Here is a 15,461-nt window from a genome sequence, read left to right on the forward strand (position 1 = left end):
GACGAGGGCATGCCGCCGCCGACCAGACGGACGACGGCACGCCGGTTACTGTCGCACCCGGGCACAGAAGTGCCAGGGAACGGAACGAACTCCGGCGGTCCACACTAGTCGTTCTGTAGTGCTGTAGTGCGGGTATCTCGTAGTTACCTCACTCTCACAGCAAGCCGTGTCGACTGAGTAACTCCCCGAAGTCCCGACTCGTCAAACGACCCGCGCGCCTTCCGGAAACGGCCCGGCGACCCCTCACCGCCTCACGACCTCGAGTCCTCCCTCGTCAGACGCAATCAGTGCTCTCGTAGTAATAACTTGAGAACTACCGGACGTGTCACCTCTCTGTCGTTCGTGCCGCGTGTAGTCTGACGAACAGACCCCGGAAGCTGAGAGCCAGGAGGTACCGGTGAAGTCTCACGGCGGTTCTGAGAGCGGCGGCGTACCGTCGACGCCCAGGATTTCGGCGGAGCTGGCGCGCGCCACCGCCGAAGAGGCGGTGCGGGCCATCGCCGGCGGGTCCTCCGACCTCGTCCGCGACCTCGACGTCGACCAGTCGCGCCACGTCCTGCCCGAGCCGGAGTCCCCCGAGGAGAAGCTCGCCCTCCTCCACGACCCGGCTCCCCTCCGGGCCGCCCCTCCGGTCGCCGGGGTGCCACGAGCCCGTGCGTTCTGGCGGGAGAGGACCGTGGGCGTGCTCACCGACATCTCCTCCGGCGTCCGCGGAATGCTGTGGGAGCGCACGGACCTCGACACCGACGCACTGGAGATCATCGGTCCGCACGGGGACCCGGCCCGGCGCCTCGAACAGGTCCGCAGGTGCATCGCGGAGGACCGGGCCTTCGTGTCGGTCGCCCTGTGCGGTTCGCTCCAGGACCTGCTGGTCACCAGCCACCCCTGGGCCGCCTCCCTGTCCGTCCTGGCCAAGGTCCCGGGTGAGCCGATCGCGGCGGCCGTCGCCACCGCCCGTCAGGCCATGGCCGCCGACTGCTCCGACGCCTACCGGTTGCTGCTGCCCGAGGGCGAGTGGAAGCTGCGCACCGAGGACGACGTCCGCCACCCCGTGGCACCCGGATACGCCATCCTGCCCAAGGAGTTCCGCACCCTTCCCTCGCCCCTGCCCGAACAGCTCTGCGCCCACGTCCAGTTCGTCGACGACACCGCCTCGGCCATCACCGAGGCCCTGATCGGCGGCCAGATCCCGCTGGCGGTCTACCACGGCGGACACGTCCTGGAGTCGGCCGTGGTGCTCGTGGCCGCCGCACACGGCTTCTTCGTCCGGCCCCTCACCGAGGGCGGCACCGTCCTCGCGCCCTGGCGGTGCACCGGGCTGCTGGCCTCCTCGCTGGCCCGAGGAGCCGACATCCCCGGGCTGGTGCTGGGACGGTACGAGATCAACGCCAAGAACCTCGCCCAGCACCTCGGCCGGGTCCCGCTTGCCGCCCGCTGACCTCCGCCCGCCGGCGCCGCGCCGCCTCCTCGGACGTCACCGGCGGGCGGGCCGCAGCACCCCCACCGTCCCCACCTGTGCGAAGGAACGTCGCATGAACCCCACCGACGACAACGTCACCCCGCTGCCGCAACGGGTCCAGCAGCCGCACTGGGTCCGCAAGCTCAACATCCCCGTGCCGGTGCTCCCGGCACACGTCCGCCGACGGCTGCGCACGCCCGGCTTCTGGACGGCGATGACCGCCATCGCCGCCTTCACCGCCGCCTACGGCTACGGGCAGCTGCCCCGTACCCGGGACGTGGTGGTGGCGCTGGTCCTCACCGGATTCGTCGTCCTCCTGGGCGCGGTCGGCATGGTGTGCCAGACCCTCAGGGACACCCGCGGCGACTCGGCCGCCCACCACCGCCGGGACCCGGACGCGGACACCCCCGTGTCCCGGCGTCCGGCGGCCTGACCGCACGGGAAAGCGGGAAGGGCCCCGCACCGGGTGATCCCCGGTGCGGGGCCCTTCTCGTACCGCGGACTGCTACTTCGGCTGCGGCTTGCGCACCGTCAGGTGCAGCTCCCTCAGCCGGGACTCGTCCAGCTCGGTCGGGGCGCCCATCATCAGGTCCTGGGCGTTGCCGTTGAGCGGGAAGGCGATGGTCTCGCGGATGTTGGGTTCGTCGGCCAGCAGCATGACGATGCGGTCGACGCCGGGGGCGATGCCGCCGTGCGGCGGGGCGCCGAAGCGGAACGCGCGCAGCATGCCGGCGAACTCGCGCTCGACGGTCTCCGCGTCGTAGCCCGCGATCTCGAAGGCCTTGAGCATGATCTCCGGCTCGTGGTTCCGGATCGCGCCGGAGGACAGCTCCACGCCGTTGCAGACGATGTCGTACTGCCAGGCCAGGATGTCCAGCGGGTCCTGGTTCTCCAGGGCGTCCATGCCGCCCTGCGGCATCGAGAAGGGGTTGTGGGAGAAGTCGATCTTCCCCGTCTCCTCGTCCTTCTCGTACATCGGGAAGTCGACGATCCAGCAGAACCGGAAGACGTTCTCCTCGAAGTGCCCGGCGCGCCGGGCGGCCTCGACGCGCACCGCGCCCATGATCTTCGAGACCTCGTCGAACTCGCCCGCGCCGAAGAACACCGCGTGGCCGGCGGCCAGCGAGAGCCGCTTGGTCAGCTCCGCGACGTTCTCCTCGGTGAGGAACTTCGCGATCGGGCCGGCCAGCTTGCCGTCCTCACCGACGCGGACCCAGGCCAGGCCCTTGGCGCCCTGCGAGACGGCGTAGTCACCGAGCTGGTCGAAGAACTTGCGGGGCTGGGCGGCGACGTCCGGGACGGGCAGCGCGCGCACGTGCTTGCCGGCGAAGGCCTTGAACTCCGAGCCCTCGAAGACGTCGGTGATGTCGACCAGCTCCAGCTGGGCGCGCAGGTCCGGCTTGTCGGAGCCGTACTTCAGCATCGCCTCGCGGAACGGGATGCGCGGGAACGGCGAGGTCACATGGCGGCCGTTGCCGAACTCCTCGAACAGCTCCGTCATCAGCCGCTCGACCGGCTGGAAGACGTCCTCCTGCTCGACGAAGCTCATCTCGACGTCGAGCTGGTAGAACTCGCCCGGCGAGCGGTCGGCGCGGGCGTCCTCGTCGCGGAAGCAGGGCGCGATCTGGAAGTACCGGTCGAAGCCGGAGATCATCAGCAGCTGCTTGAACTGCTGCGGCGCCTGCGGCAGCGCGTAGAAGCGGCCCGCGTGCAGGCGGGAGGGCACCACGAAGTCGCGGGCGCCCTCGGGGGAGGTGGCGGTGAGGATGGGCGTCGCCATCTCGTTGAAGCCCAGGGCCACCATCTTGCTGCGGATCGAGGAGATGACCGACGTGCGCAGCATGATGTTGCGGTGCATGCGCTCGCGGCGCAGATCCAGGAAGCGGTACTCCAGGCGCCGCTCCTCGTTGACCCCGTCCTCGGTGTTGATGGTGAAGGGCAGCGGCTGGGCGGCGCCGAGCAGCTCGACCTCGCCGACCTCGACCTCGATCTCGCCGGTGGGCAGGTCGGGGTTGATGTTCTCGGAGCCGCGGGAGACGACCTTGCCGTCGACCCGAACGGTCGATTCCTTGGTGAGCTTGTCCAGCGCCTCGTAGGCCTCGGTGCCCGGACGGGCGACGAGCTGCGTGATGCCGTAGTGATCGCGCAGATCGATGAAGAGGATGCCGCCCAGGTCGCGCCGATTGTGCAGCCAGCCACTCAGTCGGACGTCGGTGCCGACGTCAGAGGAGCGGAGCTCGCCGCAGGTGTGGGACCTGTACCGATGCATCGTCGTTCATCCAGCCTTCGCGGGTCGGGGATGCGTTTCGCGTTTCACGTGAAACAACCCCAGCGTACCGGGCAGCCACGGCTGCCTTCCTCCCCATAGTCCCGCCCCGGACGCGCCACGGAGCCGGTCCGGGGCCGCGGCGACCGGTGGCAGCGTCCGATCACCTCTTCTTAAAGTGGGGCAATGCGCACTGGTGAGCCCCTGCCCGAGGTGGAGGACGTCCTTGTCGCCCTCGCGACCGGACTGTGGCACTGGGACACCGCCACCGGAGAGGTGACGGTAGACGCGGAGACCGCCCGCCTGCTCGGTCTGCCGGCGGAACGGGCGTGCCTCACGGAGGCGCAGGTGCGGGCCCGGCTGCACCCGGTGGACTGGAACGAGATCACCGGGGTGGTCCAGCTCGCCGTCGCCGAGAACACCCTCGCCGAGGTCCGGATCCGGATCATGGACGAGCACGGGCGCATCGTCCGGGTCGTCCGCAGCCGCTCCAAGCCCTCGTTCGACCCCGTGCGCAAGGCGTACGAGCTGACCGGCACCCTCCAGGAGGTCCCCGAGCCGAGGCCGGGCACCCCCGCCGGCCGCAGCGCGGTCACCGGCGAGTGGCGCCGCTCGCGGGAGGCCTTCCTGCTGGACGCGGGCCGGGCGCTGGCCGAGGCGCGGTCCACCGAGGAGGTGCTGCGGGTCGCGGCCGGGCTGTCGATGCCGGGGTTCTCCCCGGACGGCCTCGCGGTCTTCGGGGTCTCGGGCGACCGGCTCACCGTCATCGGCCACCACGGGCAGCCCCAGCGGGACATGAACCCGTTCATCGACATGCCGCTGGAGACGGACTACCCGGCTGCCGAGGTGGTGCGCACCGGCCGGGCCGTCTATCTCTCCTCCCCCGGGCAGTACCGGCACCGCTACCCCCTCACCTGGCCCCTCGCCGAGCGCTTCGGCCGCCACTCCTGGGCCTTCCTGCCGCTGACGGTGGCGGGTCGCACCATGGGCGCCTGGATGGCGGCCTTCACCTACCCCGTCGCCTTCACGCCCGACGAGCGCTCCGTGCTCACCACGGTGGCGCGGATGCTGGCGCAGGCCCTGTCCCGGGCGGGCGCCGCCGAGACCCAGCGGGAGCTGGCCGAAGGGCTGCAACGCTCCATGCTGCCCATGCTCGGCCCGGAGATCCCCGGCATGGACGTCGCCGCCCGCTACGTCCCCACCGGCGGCGGCCTCCAGGTCGGCGGCGACTGGTACGACATGATCCCGCTGCCCGGGGGGCGCTTCGCCCTGGTGATCGGCGACGTCCAGGGCCATGACGTGCGGGCGGCCGGGCTGATGGGCCAGCTGCGCATCGCCCTGCGCGCCTACGCCTCCGAGGGCCACCGGCCCGACGCGGTGCTCGCCCGCGCCTCGCACTTCTTCCACGGCCTCGCCACGTCCGAGGACGACCCGGGCGACCTGCGCTTCGCGACCTGCTACTACGCCGAGGTCGACCCCGCGACCGGCACCGTGGAGAGTGCCCGCGCCGGGCACCTCGACCCGGTGGTGCGGATGGCCGACGGCACGGCGCTGATCCTCGCCACGGCGGGCGGGCTGCCGCTGGGCATCGACCCGGACTCGGACTACCCGACGACGCGGCTCGCCCTGGCGCCCGGGGACACGCTGATGCTGTGCACGGACGGCCTGGTCGAGACCGGCGGCCACGATCTGCAGAGCGGCTGGCACCGCCTGCGCGTGATCCTGGAGGAGCACACCGGGGGCCTGGAGGAGCTGGCCGACGCGCTGGTCCAGGCCGTGCACGGCCCCTCCTCGCACCACACCACCGGGCCGCTCGCCGACCGCCGGGAGGACGACATCGCGCTGCTGCTGCTGTGCCGGCAGGGCGAGGGCTGCGGCTGCGGCGAGTCCACCGCGGCCCGGGCACCGGTCCGGCGCACGATGCTGACGATCGCCCAGGCCGAGCCGGCCCGGATCGCCACGGCCCGGCAGCACCTGCGCGACCTGCTGCACGACTGGCCCGGTGAGGAGCAGCGGGACGCGGCGGTGCTGCTGCTCTCCGAGATGCTGACGAACGTCCTGGTCCACACCGACACCGACGCCCTGCTCGTCGCCGAGGTGGTGGGGGAGCCGGGTGAGCGGCGGATCCGCGTGGAGGTCACCGACCACGGCGACGACCTGCCGCACAAGCGCAGGCCGGGGGAGATGGCGTCCTCCGGGCGCGGACTGATGCTGATCGAGCTGCTCGCGGACGCCTGGGGCGTCGCCCCGCGCGGCGAGGGCAAGAGCATCTGGTACGAGCTCTACGAGTCCGCCGACCCCGACGACGACTCCGGCCCCGCGGCCCGCCCGGAGGTGCCGGCGGCCTCGTAACGCCCCTGGAGTTCGTGCACGATCCCGAAGGCCGCGGCGGTCAGCGGCACGGCGAGGAGCATCCCCAGGATGCCCGCCACCGAGGCGCCCGCGGTGAGCGCCAGCAGCACGACGGCCGGGTGCATCTGGACGGTGCGGCTCTGGACCATCGGCTGGAGCACGTGGCCCTCCAGCACCTGCACGGCCAGCACCACGCCGAGGGCCCACAGCGCGATGACGAACCCCCGGTCGGCGAGCGCCACCAGCACCGCGACGGCACCCGAGATGAACGCGCCGAGATAGGGGATGTAGGCACCGACGAAGACCAGCGCCCCGAGCCCGACCGCGCCGGGGACGCGCAGCACGAGCAGCCCGACGGTGATGCAGACCGCGTCGATGAGGGCGATCAGGGTGGTGCCCCGCATGAAGCCCTCGACGGCCCCGAACGCCCGCCGGGCCATGGCCTCGACCGTGTCGGCGGCGCCCGGCGGGGCGAGGGCGCGCACCGTGCCGGTGGCCCGGTCGGAGTCGCGCAGGAAGAAGAAGACGAGCAGCAGGGCCAGCACGGCCATGGCCAGCATCTCGCCGACGACGCTGATGCCGGTCACCACCCCCGAGGCGGCGGTGCCGCCGAACTTGCCCAGCAGTTCACGGGCGTTGGAGGCGACGTCGTCCAGCGAGGTGCCGGCCGCACCGAAGTGCTCGGCGATGCCCTTGGCCGCGTCCCGCAGCGAGGCGACGATCTGGTCGCCGGTCTCCACGAGCGCGGACACCACGATGTACACGGCGCCGCCGACCACGGCCAGCACGGCCGCGCAGGTCAGCCCGGCGGCCAGCGACCGCTGCACGTGAGCCTTCACCAGCCGCCGGTGCAGCGGTCGGAGCAGGGCGGTGCCGAGCAGCGCGAGCAGCGCCGGCGTCACCGCGGTGCGGAGCTCCACGCAGAGCCGGATCGCGACGTAGGCCACACCGCTGGCGAGCAGGACGACGGCGCACCAGGCGGCGAAGCGACGGACCGGGCCGGGGAGCAGGGACACGCTTCCACCCGATCACGCACCGGGCGGGCTGTCCTGCGCGGACGGCCCGCCCGGGTGACGGACGGTCAGGCCCCGGGACCCTCGGCGGACATCCCGTGGACCGCCGGGACCGTGCCGAGCCGGCCCTTCTGGAAGTCCTCGAAGGCCTGCTGGAGTTCGTCGCGGGTGTTCATCACGAACGGCCCGTAGTGCGCCATGGGCTCACGGATGGGCCGGCCGCCGAGGAGGACGACCTCCAGGTCCGGCGTGCGGGAGTCCTGCTTCTCGTCCGCGCGGACGGTCAGCGAGCCCCCGGCGCCGAAGACGGCGGTCTGCCCGAGGTGCACCGGACGCCGTTCGGCGCCCACCGACCCGCGCCCGGCCATCACGTACGCCAGGCCGTTGAAGTCCTCCCGCCAGGGCAGAGTGACCTCGGCGCCCGGCGCCAGCGTCGCGTGGACCATCGTGATCGGCGTGTGCGTGATCCCGGGGCCCTCGTGCCCGCCCAGCTCACCGGCGATGACGCGCAGCAGGGCGCCGCCGTCGGGGGAGGTGAGCAGCTGGACGCTGCCGCTGCGGATGTCCTGGTACCTGGGGGCCATCATCTTGTCCTTGGCCGGCAGGTTCACCCACAGCTGGAGTCCGTGGAACAGCCCGCCCGACATCACCAACTGCTCCGGCGGCGCCTCGATGTGCAGCAGGCCCGAGCCCGCCGTCATCCACTGGGTGTCGCCGTTGGTGATGGTGCCGCCACCGCCGTTGGAGTCCTGGTGGTCGAAGATCCCGTCGACGATGTAGGTGACGGTCTCGAAGCCGCGGTGGGGGTGCCACGGGGTGCCCTTGGGCTCGCCGGGCGCGTACTCCACCTCTCCCATCTGGTCCATCATGATGAACGGGTCGAGGTGGCGGTAGTTGATCCCGGCGAACGCGCGGCGCACCGGGAAGCCCTCACCCTCGAATCCGCTGGGCGCGGTCGTGACGGTGAGCACGGGGCGTGCGACGGCGTCGGCGGGTGCGGAGACGCGGGGCAGCGTCAACGGGTTCTCGACGGTCACGGCGGGCATGTCGACCTCCTCGGGCGGTGTGCGACCACTTTAGTTGAGCGTTGAACTTCTTGCCACCCCGAACCACGAAAGCCCGGAGGGCATTCCCTCCGGGCTCACGGCAGCGACGGCGACGCGACGGCGACGCGACGGCGACGGCGACGCGACGGGTCAGCCGTACATGCGGCGCATGGCGAAATCGACCATCTGTTCGACCGCCTTCGCGTCGAACACCATCCGGTGCTCACCCTCCATGTCCAGGACGAAGCCGTAGCCGGTCGGCAGCAGGTCGATCACCTCCGCGCCGGCGATCACGAAGTACTTGGACTCCTTGCCCGCGTACCGCCGCAGCTCCTTCAGCCCGGTGAACATCGGGATCACCGGCTGCTGGGTGTTGTGCAGCGCGAGGAAGCCGGGATTGTCGCCGCGGGGGCAGTAGACCTTCGACGTCGCGAAGATCTGCTGGAAGTCCTCGGCGGACATCTGGCCGGTGGTGAAGGCGCGCACCGCGTCCGCGAGCGAGGGCGGGGACGGCTCGGGGTACAGCGGCGGCTGCTGCCCGTACCCGCCGGCCATCGGCTGCTGCGGGGGCGGGGCGTACTGCTGCTGCTGTTGGCCCGCGGTCTGGTCGTAGCCGTACATGCAGCACAGAGTAACGAGTAACGAGTCACAGATGGACGGCTCGGGGTTGCTTCTTATTACCGACGGGTAGCATCATCGGAGCTACTAGTTGGTACGTGTACGGATGCGAGGAGCGAGTGCCTCGCCGATCTCTCAACGGAGCCGTCGCCATGGGGCACTACAAGCCGAATCTCCGGGACATCGAGTTCAACCTCTTCGAGGTGCTCGGCCGTGACAAGGTGTACGGCACCGGCCCGTTCGCGGAGATGGACACGGACACCGCCAGGAGCGTCCTGGAGGAGCTGACCCGCCTCTCCGAGAACGAGCTGGCCGAGTCCTTCGCCGACGCCGACCGCAACCCGCCGGTCTTCGACCCGGAGACCAACACCGCTCCGGTCCCGGCGTCCTTCAAGAAGAGCTACCAGGCCTTCATGGACTCCGAGTACTGGCGCCTCGGCCTGCCCGAGGAGATCGGCGGCACCACCTCGCCGCGCTCCCTGATCTGGGCGTACGCGGAGCTGATCCTCGGTGCCAACCCGGCCGTGTGGATGTACTCCTCCGGCCCGGCGTTCGCCGGCATCCTCTTCGAGGAGGGCAACGAGGTCCAGAAGCACATCGCCTCGATCGCCGTCGAGAAGCAGTGGGGCTCCACCATGGTGCTCACCGAGCCGGACGCCGGCTCGGACGTCGGCGCCGGCCGCACCAAGGCCGTGCAGCAGGAGGACGGCTCCTGGCACATCGAGGGCGTGAAGCGCTTCATCACCTCCGGCGAGCACGACATGTCGGAGAACATCCTCCACTACGTCCTCGCCCGCCCCGAGGGCGCCGGACCCGGCACCAAGGGCCTGTCCCTCTTCCTCGTCCCGAAGTACGAGTTCGACTTCGAGACCGGTGAGCTGGGCGAGCGCAACGGCGTCTACGCCACCAACGTCGAGCACAAGATGGGCCTGAAGGCGTCCAACACCTGCGAGATGACCTTCGGCGACCGCCACCCCGCCAAGGGCTGGCTGATCGGCGACAAGCACGACGGCATCCGCCAGATGTTCCGCATCATCGAGTTCGCCCGCATGATGGTCGGCACGAAGGCGATCTCCACCCTCTCCACGGGCTACCTCAACGCCCTGGAGTACGCCAAGGAGCGCGTCCAGGGCCCCGACCTGGCCAACTTCATGGACAAGACGGCCCCCAAGGTCACCATCACGCACCACCCGGACGTGCGCCGCTCCCTGATGACGCAGAAGGCGTACGCGGAGGGCATGCGCGCCCTGGTCATGTACACCGCCTCGGTGCAGGACGAGATCCAGGTCAAGGAGGCGGGCGGCGAGGACGCCTCGGCCGAGCACGCCCTCAACGACCTGCTCCTGCCGGTCGTCAAGGGCTACGGCTCCGAGAAGGCCTACGAGCAGCTCGCCCAGTCGCTCCAGACCTTCGGCGGCTCCGGCTTCCTCCAGGAGTACCCGATCGAGCAGTACATCCGGGACGCCAAGATCGACACCCTGTACGAGGGCACCACGGCGATCCAGGGCCAGGACTACTTCTTCCGGAAGATCGTCCGCAACCAGGGCGCCGCGCTGAACTCGCTCGCCGAGGACATCAAGAAGTTCCTGGCGCTCGCCACCGGCGGCGAGGAGCTGTCCGGCGCCCGCGAGCACCTGGCCAAGGCCGCCGTCGAGCTGGAGGCCATCGTCGGCCTGATGCTCACCGACCTCGCGGCCACCGAGCAGGACGTCAAGAACATCTACAAGGTCGGCCTCAACACCACCCGCCTGCTCCAGGCCTCCGGTGACGTGATCGTCGGCTACCTGCTCCTCAAGGGCGCCGCCATCGCCGTCGAGAAGCTGCCGACCGCGTCCGCCAAGGACAAGGCCTTCTACACCGGCAAGATCGCCGCGGCGAAGTTCTTCGCGGCCAACGTCCTGCCCGGCCTCACCCTGGCCCGCAAGATCGCCCAGGGCGTCGAGCTCGACCTGATGGAGCTGGACGAGGCGGCCTTCTAGGACTCGTCCGTCCCGCCCCCACGAGGGCCCGCTCCCGCCGGACGGGAGACGGGCCCTCGTACGTCGTTAAGGTGAACCCCATGAGCGCACCCTCCCGCTTCGACCGCGGCCACACCGACGATCTGATGACCTTCCTGTCGGCGAGCCCGACTCCGTACCACGCCGTGGCGAACGCCGCCGAGCGGCTGGAGAAGGCCGGGTTCCGCCAGGTCGCGGAGACCGACGCCTGGGAGGCGACGAGCGGCGGCAAGTACGTGCTGCGTGGCGGCGCGATCGTGGCCTGGTACGTCCCCGAGGGCGCCGCGGCGCACACCCCCTTCCGCATCGTCGGCGCCCACACCGACTCCCCCAACCTGCGCGTCAAGCCCCGCCCGGACAGCGGGGGCCACGGCTGGCGCCAGGTCGCCGTGGAGATCTACGGCGGCCCGCTGATGAACTCCTGGCTCGACCGCGACCTCGGTCTGGCCGGCCGTCTCTCGCTGCGCGACGGCACCACCCGCCTGGTCGACGTCGACCGCCCGCTGCTGCGCGTCCCCCAACTCGCCATCCACATGGACCGCAACGTCACCGCGGACGGCCTCAAGCTCGACAAGCAGCGCCACCTCCAGCCCGTCTGGGGCCTGGGCGACACGGTGCGCGACGGCGACCTGATCGCCTTCCTGGAGGACGAGGCGGGCCTGTCCCGCGGCGAGGTCACCGGCTGGGACCTGATGACGCACTCCGTGGAGCCCCCGGCGTACCTGGGCCGCGACCGGGAGCTGGTGGCCGGCCCGCGGATGGACAACCTGCTGTCCGTGCACGCCGGGACGGCCGCGCTGGCCGCGGTCGCCGCCTCCGGTGCCGAACTGCCGTACATCCCGGTGCTGGCGGCCTTCGACCACGAGGAGACCGGCTCGCAGTCGGACACCGGCGCCGACGGCCCGCTGCTCGGCACCGTCCTGGAGCGCTCGGTCTTCGCCCGCGGCGGATCCTACGAGGACCGGGCGCGCGCCTTCGCCGGCACCGTCTGCCTGTCCTCCGACACGGGCCACGCCGTCCACCCCAACTACGCGGAACGGCACGACCCGACGCACCACCCGCGCGTCAACGGCGGCCCGATCCTCAAGGTCAACGTCAACAACCGCTACGCCACCGACGGTTCGGGACGCGCGGTGTTCGCCGCGGCCTGCGAGAAGGCGGACGTCCCCTTCCAGACCTTCGTCTCCAACAACTCCATGCCGTGCGGCACCACCATCGGCCCCATCACCGCGGCCCGGCACGGCATCAGCACCGTCGACATCGGCGTGGCCATCCTGTCGATGCACAGCGTCCGGGAGTTGTGCGGCGCCGAGGACCCGCACCTGCTGGCGAACGCCCTGGTGGCGTTCCTCCAGCCGTAGCCCCGGAAGGTGAACGCCGCCCCACGGCATGAGGGTTGACACCCGGGGTACCCGCACGGAACCGGATCGACCGGATTCCCGGAACCGACCGGCTCTGACAGGGAGGCAACACTCATGGGCCTCGGCGGGTGCATCATCCTCATCGCCGTGGGAGCCATCCTCACGTTCGCGACCGACTGGGACATGCAGGGCGTCAACCTCGACCTGGTCGGTGTGATCTTCATGGTCGTCGGCCTGATCGGCGTCGCGACGTTCAGCAGCATCGCCCGGCGCCGCCGCGTCATGATGCCGCCGACGACCCCGGTCGTCGAGGACCGCCCCCACACGCAGGACGGCTACCACAACGGCTACGGCGCCTGAGCCGGCCGGACGTACGCGGCACTCGTCCTGTCGGCCTACCGCCCGCGTCCCGCGGCGGCCGGCGGGGAAGCGGTCAGGACATGAGATTCCTCGTGTACGACCGGCTCCTCGGCATCGGTGACGACTACTGGATCGAGGACGTCAACGGCAACAAGGTCTTCCTCGTCGACGGCAAGGCGATGCGGCTGCGGGACACCTGGGAGCTGAAGGACGCCCAGGGACGCGTGCTCATCGACATCCACCAGAAGATGTTCGCCCTGCGCGACACGATGGTGATCGAGCGGGCCGGCGAGCCCCTGGCGCGCATCAAGCGCAAACGCCTCTCCCTGCTGCGCAACCACTACCGCGTCACCCTGGCCGACGGCACCGAACTGGACGTCAGCGGCAAGATCCTCGACCGGGAGTTCGCCGTCGAGTACGACGGGGAGCTGCTGGCCGTGATCTCCCGGCGGTGGCTGACCCTCCGCGACACCTACGGCGTGGACGTCGTACGGGAGGACGCGGACCCGGCGCTGCTCATCGCGCTCACCGTGTGCGTGATCCACCTGGCGGAGAAGGAGCGGGAGGACGACTGAGGACCCGCGGCCCGGCGGCGCCTCACGCCGTGCGGCGGACGGCGCGGCCGAGGAGCGACGGCACCGCGAGGTGGTGCACGGGCGAGGCGAGGGACCACAGCGCCCGGCCGGTCCGGCGCTCGTGGAACACGTACGTCGCCCAGAGCAGCCGCGCGTCGTCCAGGGTCACGACGTTGCGCACGGTCAGCGACGGCGCGCGGGCCTCCAGGGCGATCCTGACCGGCCCGCTCTCCAGCACGCGCCAGCCCACCAGGTGCTGGCGCGAGCCCCGCGGCCCCAGCCGCAGCCCCAGCACGCCCGCCCAGCCCGTGCGGAACAGCTCACGCAGGACCACCGGGACGTCCTCGAAGCTGGCGCGCACCCATTCCTCGGGCGTCAGCCGGGGAAGTCCGGCGGCCGGGAGGGCGAACGCCGACGCGAAGTGGGCGCCCGCGGGGTCCACCCGGACGCGGCGAACGGCTGGGGTACCGGTGTGTGCCATACCCGGATGTCTGGGCGGCACGGACGCGCGTCAAACACGCGGCGTCAACCGGCCACGACCTCGCGTCGACACGTCATGACGCGGCGTCAGCGGCGCGGCGCCTCCAGGCCGAGCACCCGGTCCTTCAGGGCCGGGAACTGCTCCCTGGTCCGCGCCACCTTCGCCGGGTCGAACTCCACCGTGAGGACCTCCTCGTCCGCACCCGCCTCGGCGAGTACCTCTCCCCACGGATCGACCACGATCGAGTGACCGGCCTGCGGGACCCCGGCGTGCGTCCCGGCCGTTCCGCAGGCGAGGACGAAGGCCTGGTTCTCCACCGCCCGCGCCTGGGCCAGGAGCGTCCAGTGGGACCGGCGGCGCTCCGGCCAGCCCGCCGGGACGACGAGCAGCTCGGCACCGGCGTCGACGAGGGAGCGGAAGAGTTCGGGGAAGCGCAGGTCGTAGCAGGTCGCGACGCCGACGGTGGTGTCCGCGAGCGGGACCGTCACCGGCTCGCGCCCCGCCCCCATCAGCACGGCCTCGCCCTGGTCGAAACCGAAGCGGTGGATCTTGCGGTACGAGGCGGCCAGCTCGCCGGAGGGGGACAGGACGAGCGAGGTGTTGTAGAGCCGCCCGTCCGCGGCGCGCTCGGGGACCGACCCCGCGTGCAGCCACACGCCCGCGTCGCTCGCCGCCTTCGCCATGGCCTCGTACGTCGGGCCGCGCAGCGGCTCGGCCGCCGCGTCGAACTCCTCGAAGGCGAACGCGCCCGTGGTCCACAGCTCCGGCAGGACGACGAGATCGGCGCCCGCCTGCTCCCGTACCAGAGCCGCCGCCCGCAGACGACGCGCTTCGACCGGTTCGTCCTCGTTCACGGCGATTTGGATCAGAGAGGCGCGCACACTACCACCGTCCTGGCATTCGAGCCGTCCACACGGGCCTACGATCGTCACACGAAAGCACTGCCGGGGTGCCGCACAGCAGCGTAACTTAGCCTCCCAAGACACCCGCCGCCACTGGCACCGCCGCCACCAACCGCCCGTGTACCGACCGCCGAGGGGTCCCGTTCCGTGAGTCTGCATCCCACTCTCCAGCCCTACGCCGACGCCTGGACTCACTCCATCGAAGCGATATCCGAGCTGGTGCAGCCGCTTGTGGAGGCGGAGTGGAACCGCCGGACCCCCTGCCCGGGCTGGTCGGTGCGCGACATCGTGTCGCACGTGATGGGCCTGGACTCCGAGATGCTCGGCGACCCGCGGCCCATCCACACGCTCCCGCGCGACCTCTACCACGTCACCAACGACCACCAGCGCTACATGGAGATGCAGGTCGACGTCCGCCGCCACCACACGGCGCCGGAGATGACGTCCGAGCTGGAGTACATGGTCATCCGGCGCAACCGCCAGCTGCGGAACGAGTCGCGGGACCCCGGCACGAAGGTGCGCGGCCCGCTCGGCACCGAGCTGACCCTCGAAGAGGCGATGCGCCGGCACGCCTTCGCCGTGTGGGCGCACGAACAGGACCTGCGCACGGCCCTCGGCCGTCCCGGCAACCTCGACTCCCCCGGCGCGCACGTCGCGCGTGACGTGCTGCTCGGCGAGCTGCCCGCCGTCGTCGCCGACCGCGCGGACGCGCCGCGCAGCTCGGCCGTCGTCTTCGACGTCCACGGCCCGGTGGAGTTCCTGCGCACCGTCCGCGTCGACATCCAGGGCCGCGGCACCCTGGAATCGTCCCCGGCTCTCGGCCCCGCCGCCACCCTCAGCCTCGACTGGGAGACGTACGTCCGCCTCGCCTGCGGCCGCGTGACCCCGCAGGCGGCGGCCGACCGCATCAAGACGGAGGGCGATCAGGACCTGGCGGAGGCGATCCTGCGCAACTTCACGGTGACGCAGTAGATGCCGGTGAGTATCTCCAGCGCGAGCCCGTCCGGCGTTTGAGGACGAGGCCGTTCAGG

14 protein-coding genes are annotated in these 15,461 nt (G+C 71.2%); 8 read left to right on the forward strand and 6 right to left on the reverse strand.

All coding sequences use genetic code 11. The annotated features are described in order from the left end of the window. Window positions 1–397 precede the first annotated feature (397 nt). Together ACIBCJ_RS10840 and ACIBCJ_RS10845 are read left to right on the forward strand one after the other, a co-directional pair. Complete coding sequence (locus ACIBCJ_RS10840) at window positions 398–1,438, forward strand: hypothetical protein (protein ID WP_365979446.1); 1,041 nt, start codon at window positions 398–400, stop codon at window positions 1,436–1,438. 94 nt (window positions 1,439–1,532) lie between these two features. After that, entirely contained in the window at window positions 1,533–1,892 is a 360-nt protein-coding gene (locus ACIBCJ_RS10845; RefSeq protein ID WP_362099462.1) for a hypothetical protein, read from the forward strand. Window positions 1,893–1,964: 72 nt separating this feature from the next. Here the strand turns inward: ACIBCJ_RS10845 and aspS are convergent, their stop codons facing one another. Beyond that, a complete protein-coding gene (aspS, locus tag ACIBCJ_RS10850) occupies window positions 1,965–3,728 on the reverse strand; it encodes an aspartate--tRNA ligase (protein ID WP_365979448.1) in 1,764 nt (587 codons plus the stop codon). Between the two features lie 183 nt (window positions 3,729–3,911). Between aspS and ACIBCJ_RS10855 the strand changes: the two genes are divergently transcribed. Beyond that, on the forward strand, window positions 3,912–6,077 hold the full coding sequence (locus tag ACIBCJ_RS10855; RefSeq protein WP_362099456.1) for a SpoIIE family protein phosphatase: 2,166 nt from the start codon (window positions 3,912–3,914) through the stop codon (window positions 6,075–6,077). Here ACIBCJ_RS10855 and ACIBCJ_RS10860 read toward each other — a convergent pair. The 3 genes from ACIBCJ_RS10860 to ACIBCJ_RS10870 form a co-directional block, all read right to left on the reverse strand. Further along, a complete protein-coding gene (locus ACIBCJ_RS10860; protein WP_362099453.1) occupies window positions 6,008–7,093 on the reverse strand; it encodes an AI-2E family transporter in 1,086 nt (361 codons plus the stop codon). The two genes, ACIBCJ_RS10855 and ACIBCJ_RS10860, sit on opposite strands and share 70 nt — an antisense overlap. Window positions 7,094–7,158: 65 nt before the next feature. Continuing rightward, complete coding sequence (locus tag ACIBCJ_RS10865) at window positions 7,159–8,136, reverse strand: pirin family protein (RefSeq protein WP_133888786.1); 978 nt, start codon at window positions 8,134–8,136, stop codon at window positions 7,159–7,161. 150 nt (window positions 8,137–8,286) lie between these two features. Beyond that, window positions 8,287–8,757 (reverse strand): SseB family protein, encoded by a 471-nt coding sequence (locus tag ACIBCJ_RS10870; protein WP_365979449.1) that lies wholly within the window; start codon window positions 8,755–8,757, stop codon window positions 8,287–8,289. 149 nt (window positions 8,758–8,906) lie between these two features. On the opposite strand from ACIBCJ_RS10870, the gene ACIBCJ_RS10875 reads away from it, so the two are divergent. The 4 genes from ACIBCJ_RS10875 (at window position 8,907) to ACIBCJ_RS10890 (ending at window position 13,047) form a co-directional block, all read left to right on the forward strand. After that, window positions 8,907–10,733, forward strand: a complete 1,827-nt coding sequence (locus ACIBCJ_RS10875; RefSeq protein ID WP_362099444.1) for an acyl-CoA dehydrogenase — start codon at window positions 8,907–8,909, stop codon at window positions 10,731–10,733. 80 nt (window positions 10,734–10,813) lie between these two features. Continuing rightward, the gene (locus tag ACIBCJ_RS10880; protein WP_365979450.1) at window positions 10,814–12,112 is read left to right on the forward strand and encodes a M18 family aminopeptidase; all 1,299 of its coding nucleotides are present in this window, start codon (window positions 10,814–10,816) and stop codon (window positions 12,110–12,112) included. 114 nt (window positions 12,113–12,226) lie between these two features. Next, window positions 12,227–12,472, forward strand: coding sequence for a DUF6458 family protein (locus ACIBCJ_RS10885; protein ID WP_133888790.1), 246 nt, complete (start codon window positions 12,227–12,229; stop codon window positions 12,470–12,472). Between the two features lie 80 nt (window positions 12,473–12,552). Next, window positions 12,553–13,047 carry an LURP-one-related/scramblase family protein gene (locus ACIBCJ_RS10890; RefSeq protein ID WP_133888791.1) on the forward strand — a complete coding sequence of 165 codons (495 nt, stop codon included), beginning with the start codon at window positions 12,553–12,555 and terminating at the stop codon, window positions 13,045–13,047. A 22-nt stretch (window positions 13,048–13,069) separates the two neighbouring features. Here ACIBCJ_RS10890 and ACIBCJ_RS10895 read toward each other — a convergent pair whose 3' ends face one another. Beyond that, a complete protein-coding gene (locus tag ACIBCJ_RS10895) occupies window positions 13,070–13,528 on the reverse strand; it encodes a DUF2867 domain-containing protein (RefSeq protein ID WP_365979451.1) in 459 nt (152 codons plus the stop codon). Between the two features lie 86 nt (window positions 13,529–13,614). Further along, window positions 13,615–14,409, reverse strand: a complete 795-nt coding sequence (locus ACIBCJ_RS10900) for a carbon-nitrogen family hydrolase (RefSeq protein WP_365979452.1) — start codon at window positions 14,407–14,409, stop codon at window positions 13,615–13,617. Between the two features lie 168 nt (window positions 14,410–14,577). On the opposite strand from ACIBCJ_RS10900, the gene ACIBCJ_RS10905 reads away from it, so the two are divergent. Then, the gene (locus ACIBCJ_RS10905; protein ID WP_362099428.1) at window positions 14,578–15,402 is read left to right on the forward strand and encodes a maleylpyruvate isomerase family mycothiol-dependent enzyme; all 825 of its coding nucleotides are present in this window, start codon (window positions 14,578–14,580) and stop codon (window positions 15,400–15,402) included. The last annotated feature ends 59 nt before the right edge of the window (window positions 15,403–15,461 follow it).

The organism is Streptomyces sp. NPDC051136 (assembly GCF_044455745.1).
Classification (GTDB): domain Bacteria; phylum Actinomycetota; class Actinomycetes; order Streptomycetales; family Streptomycetaceae; genus Streptomyces.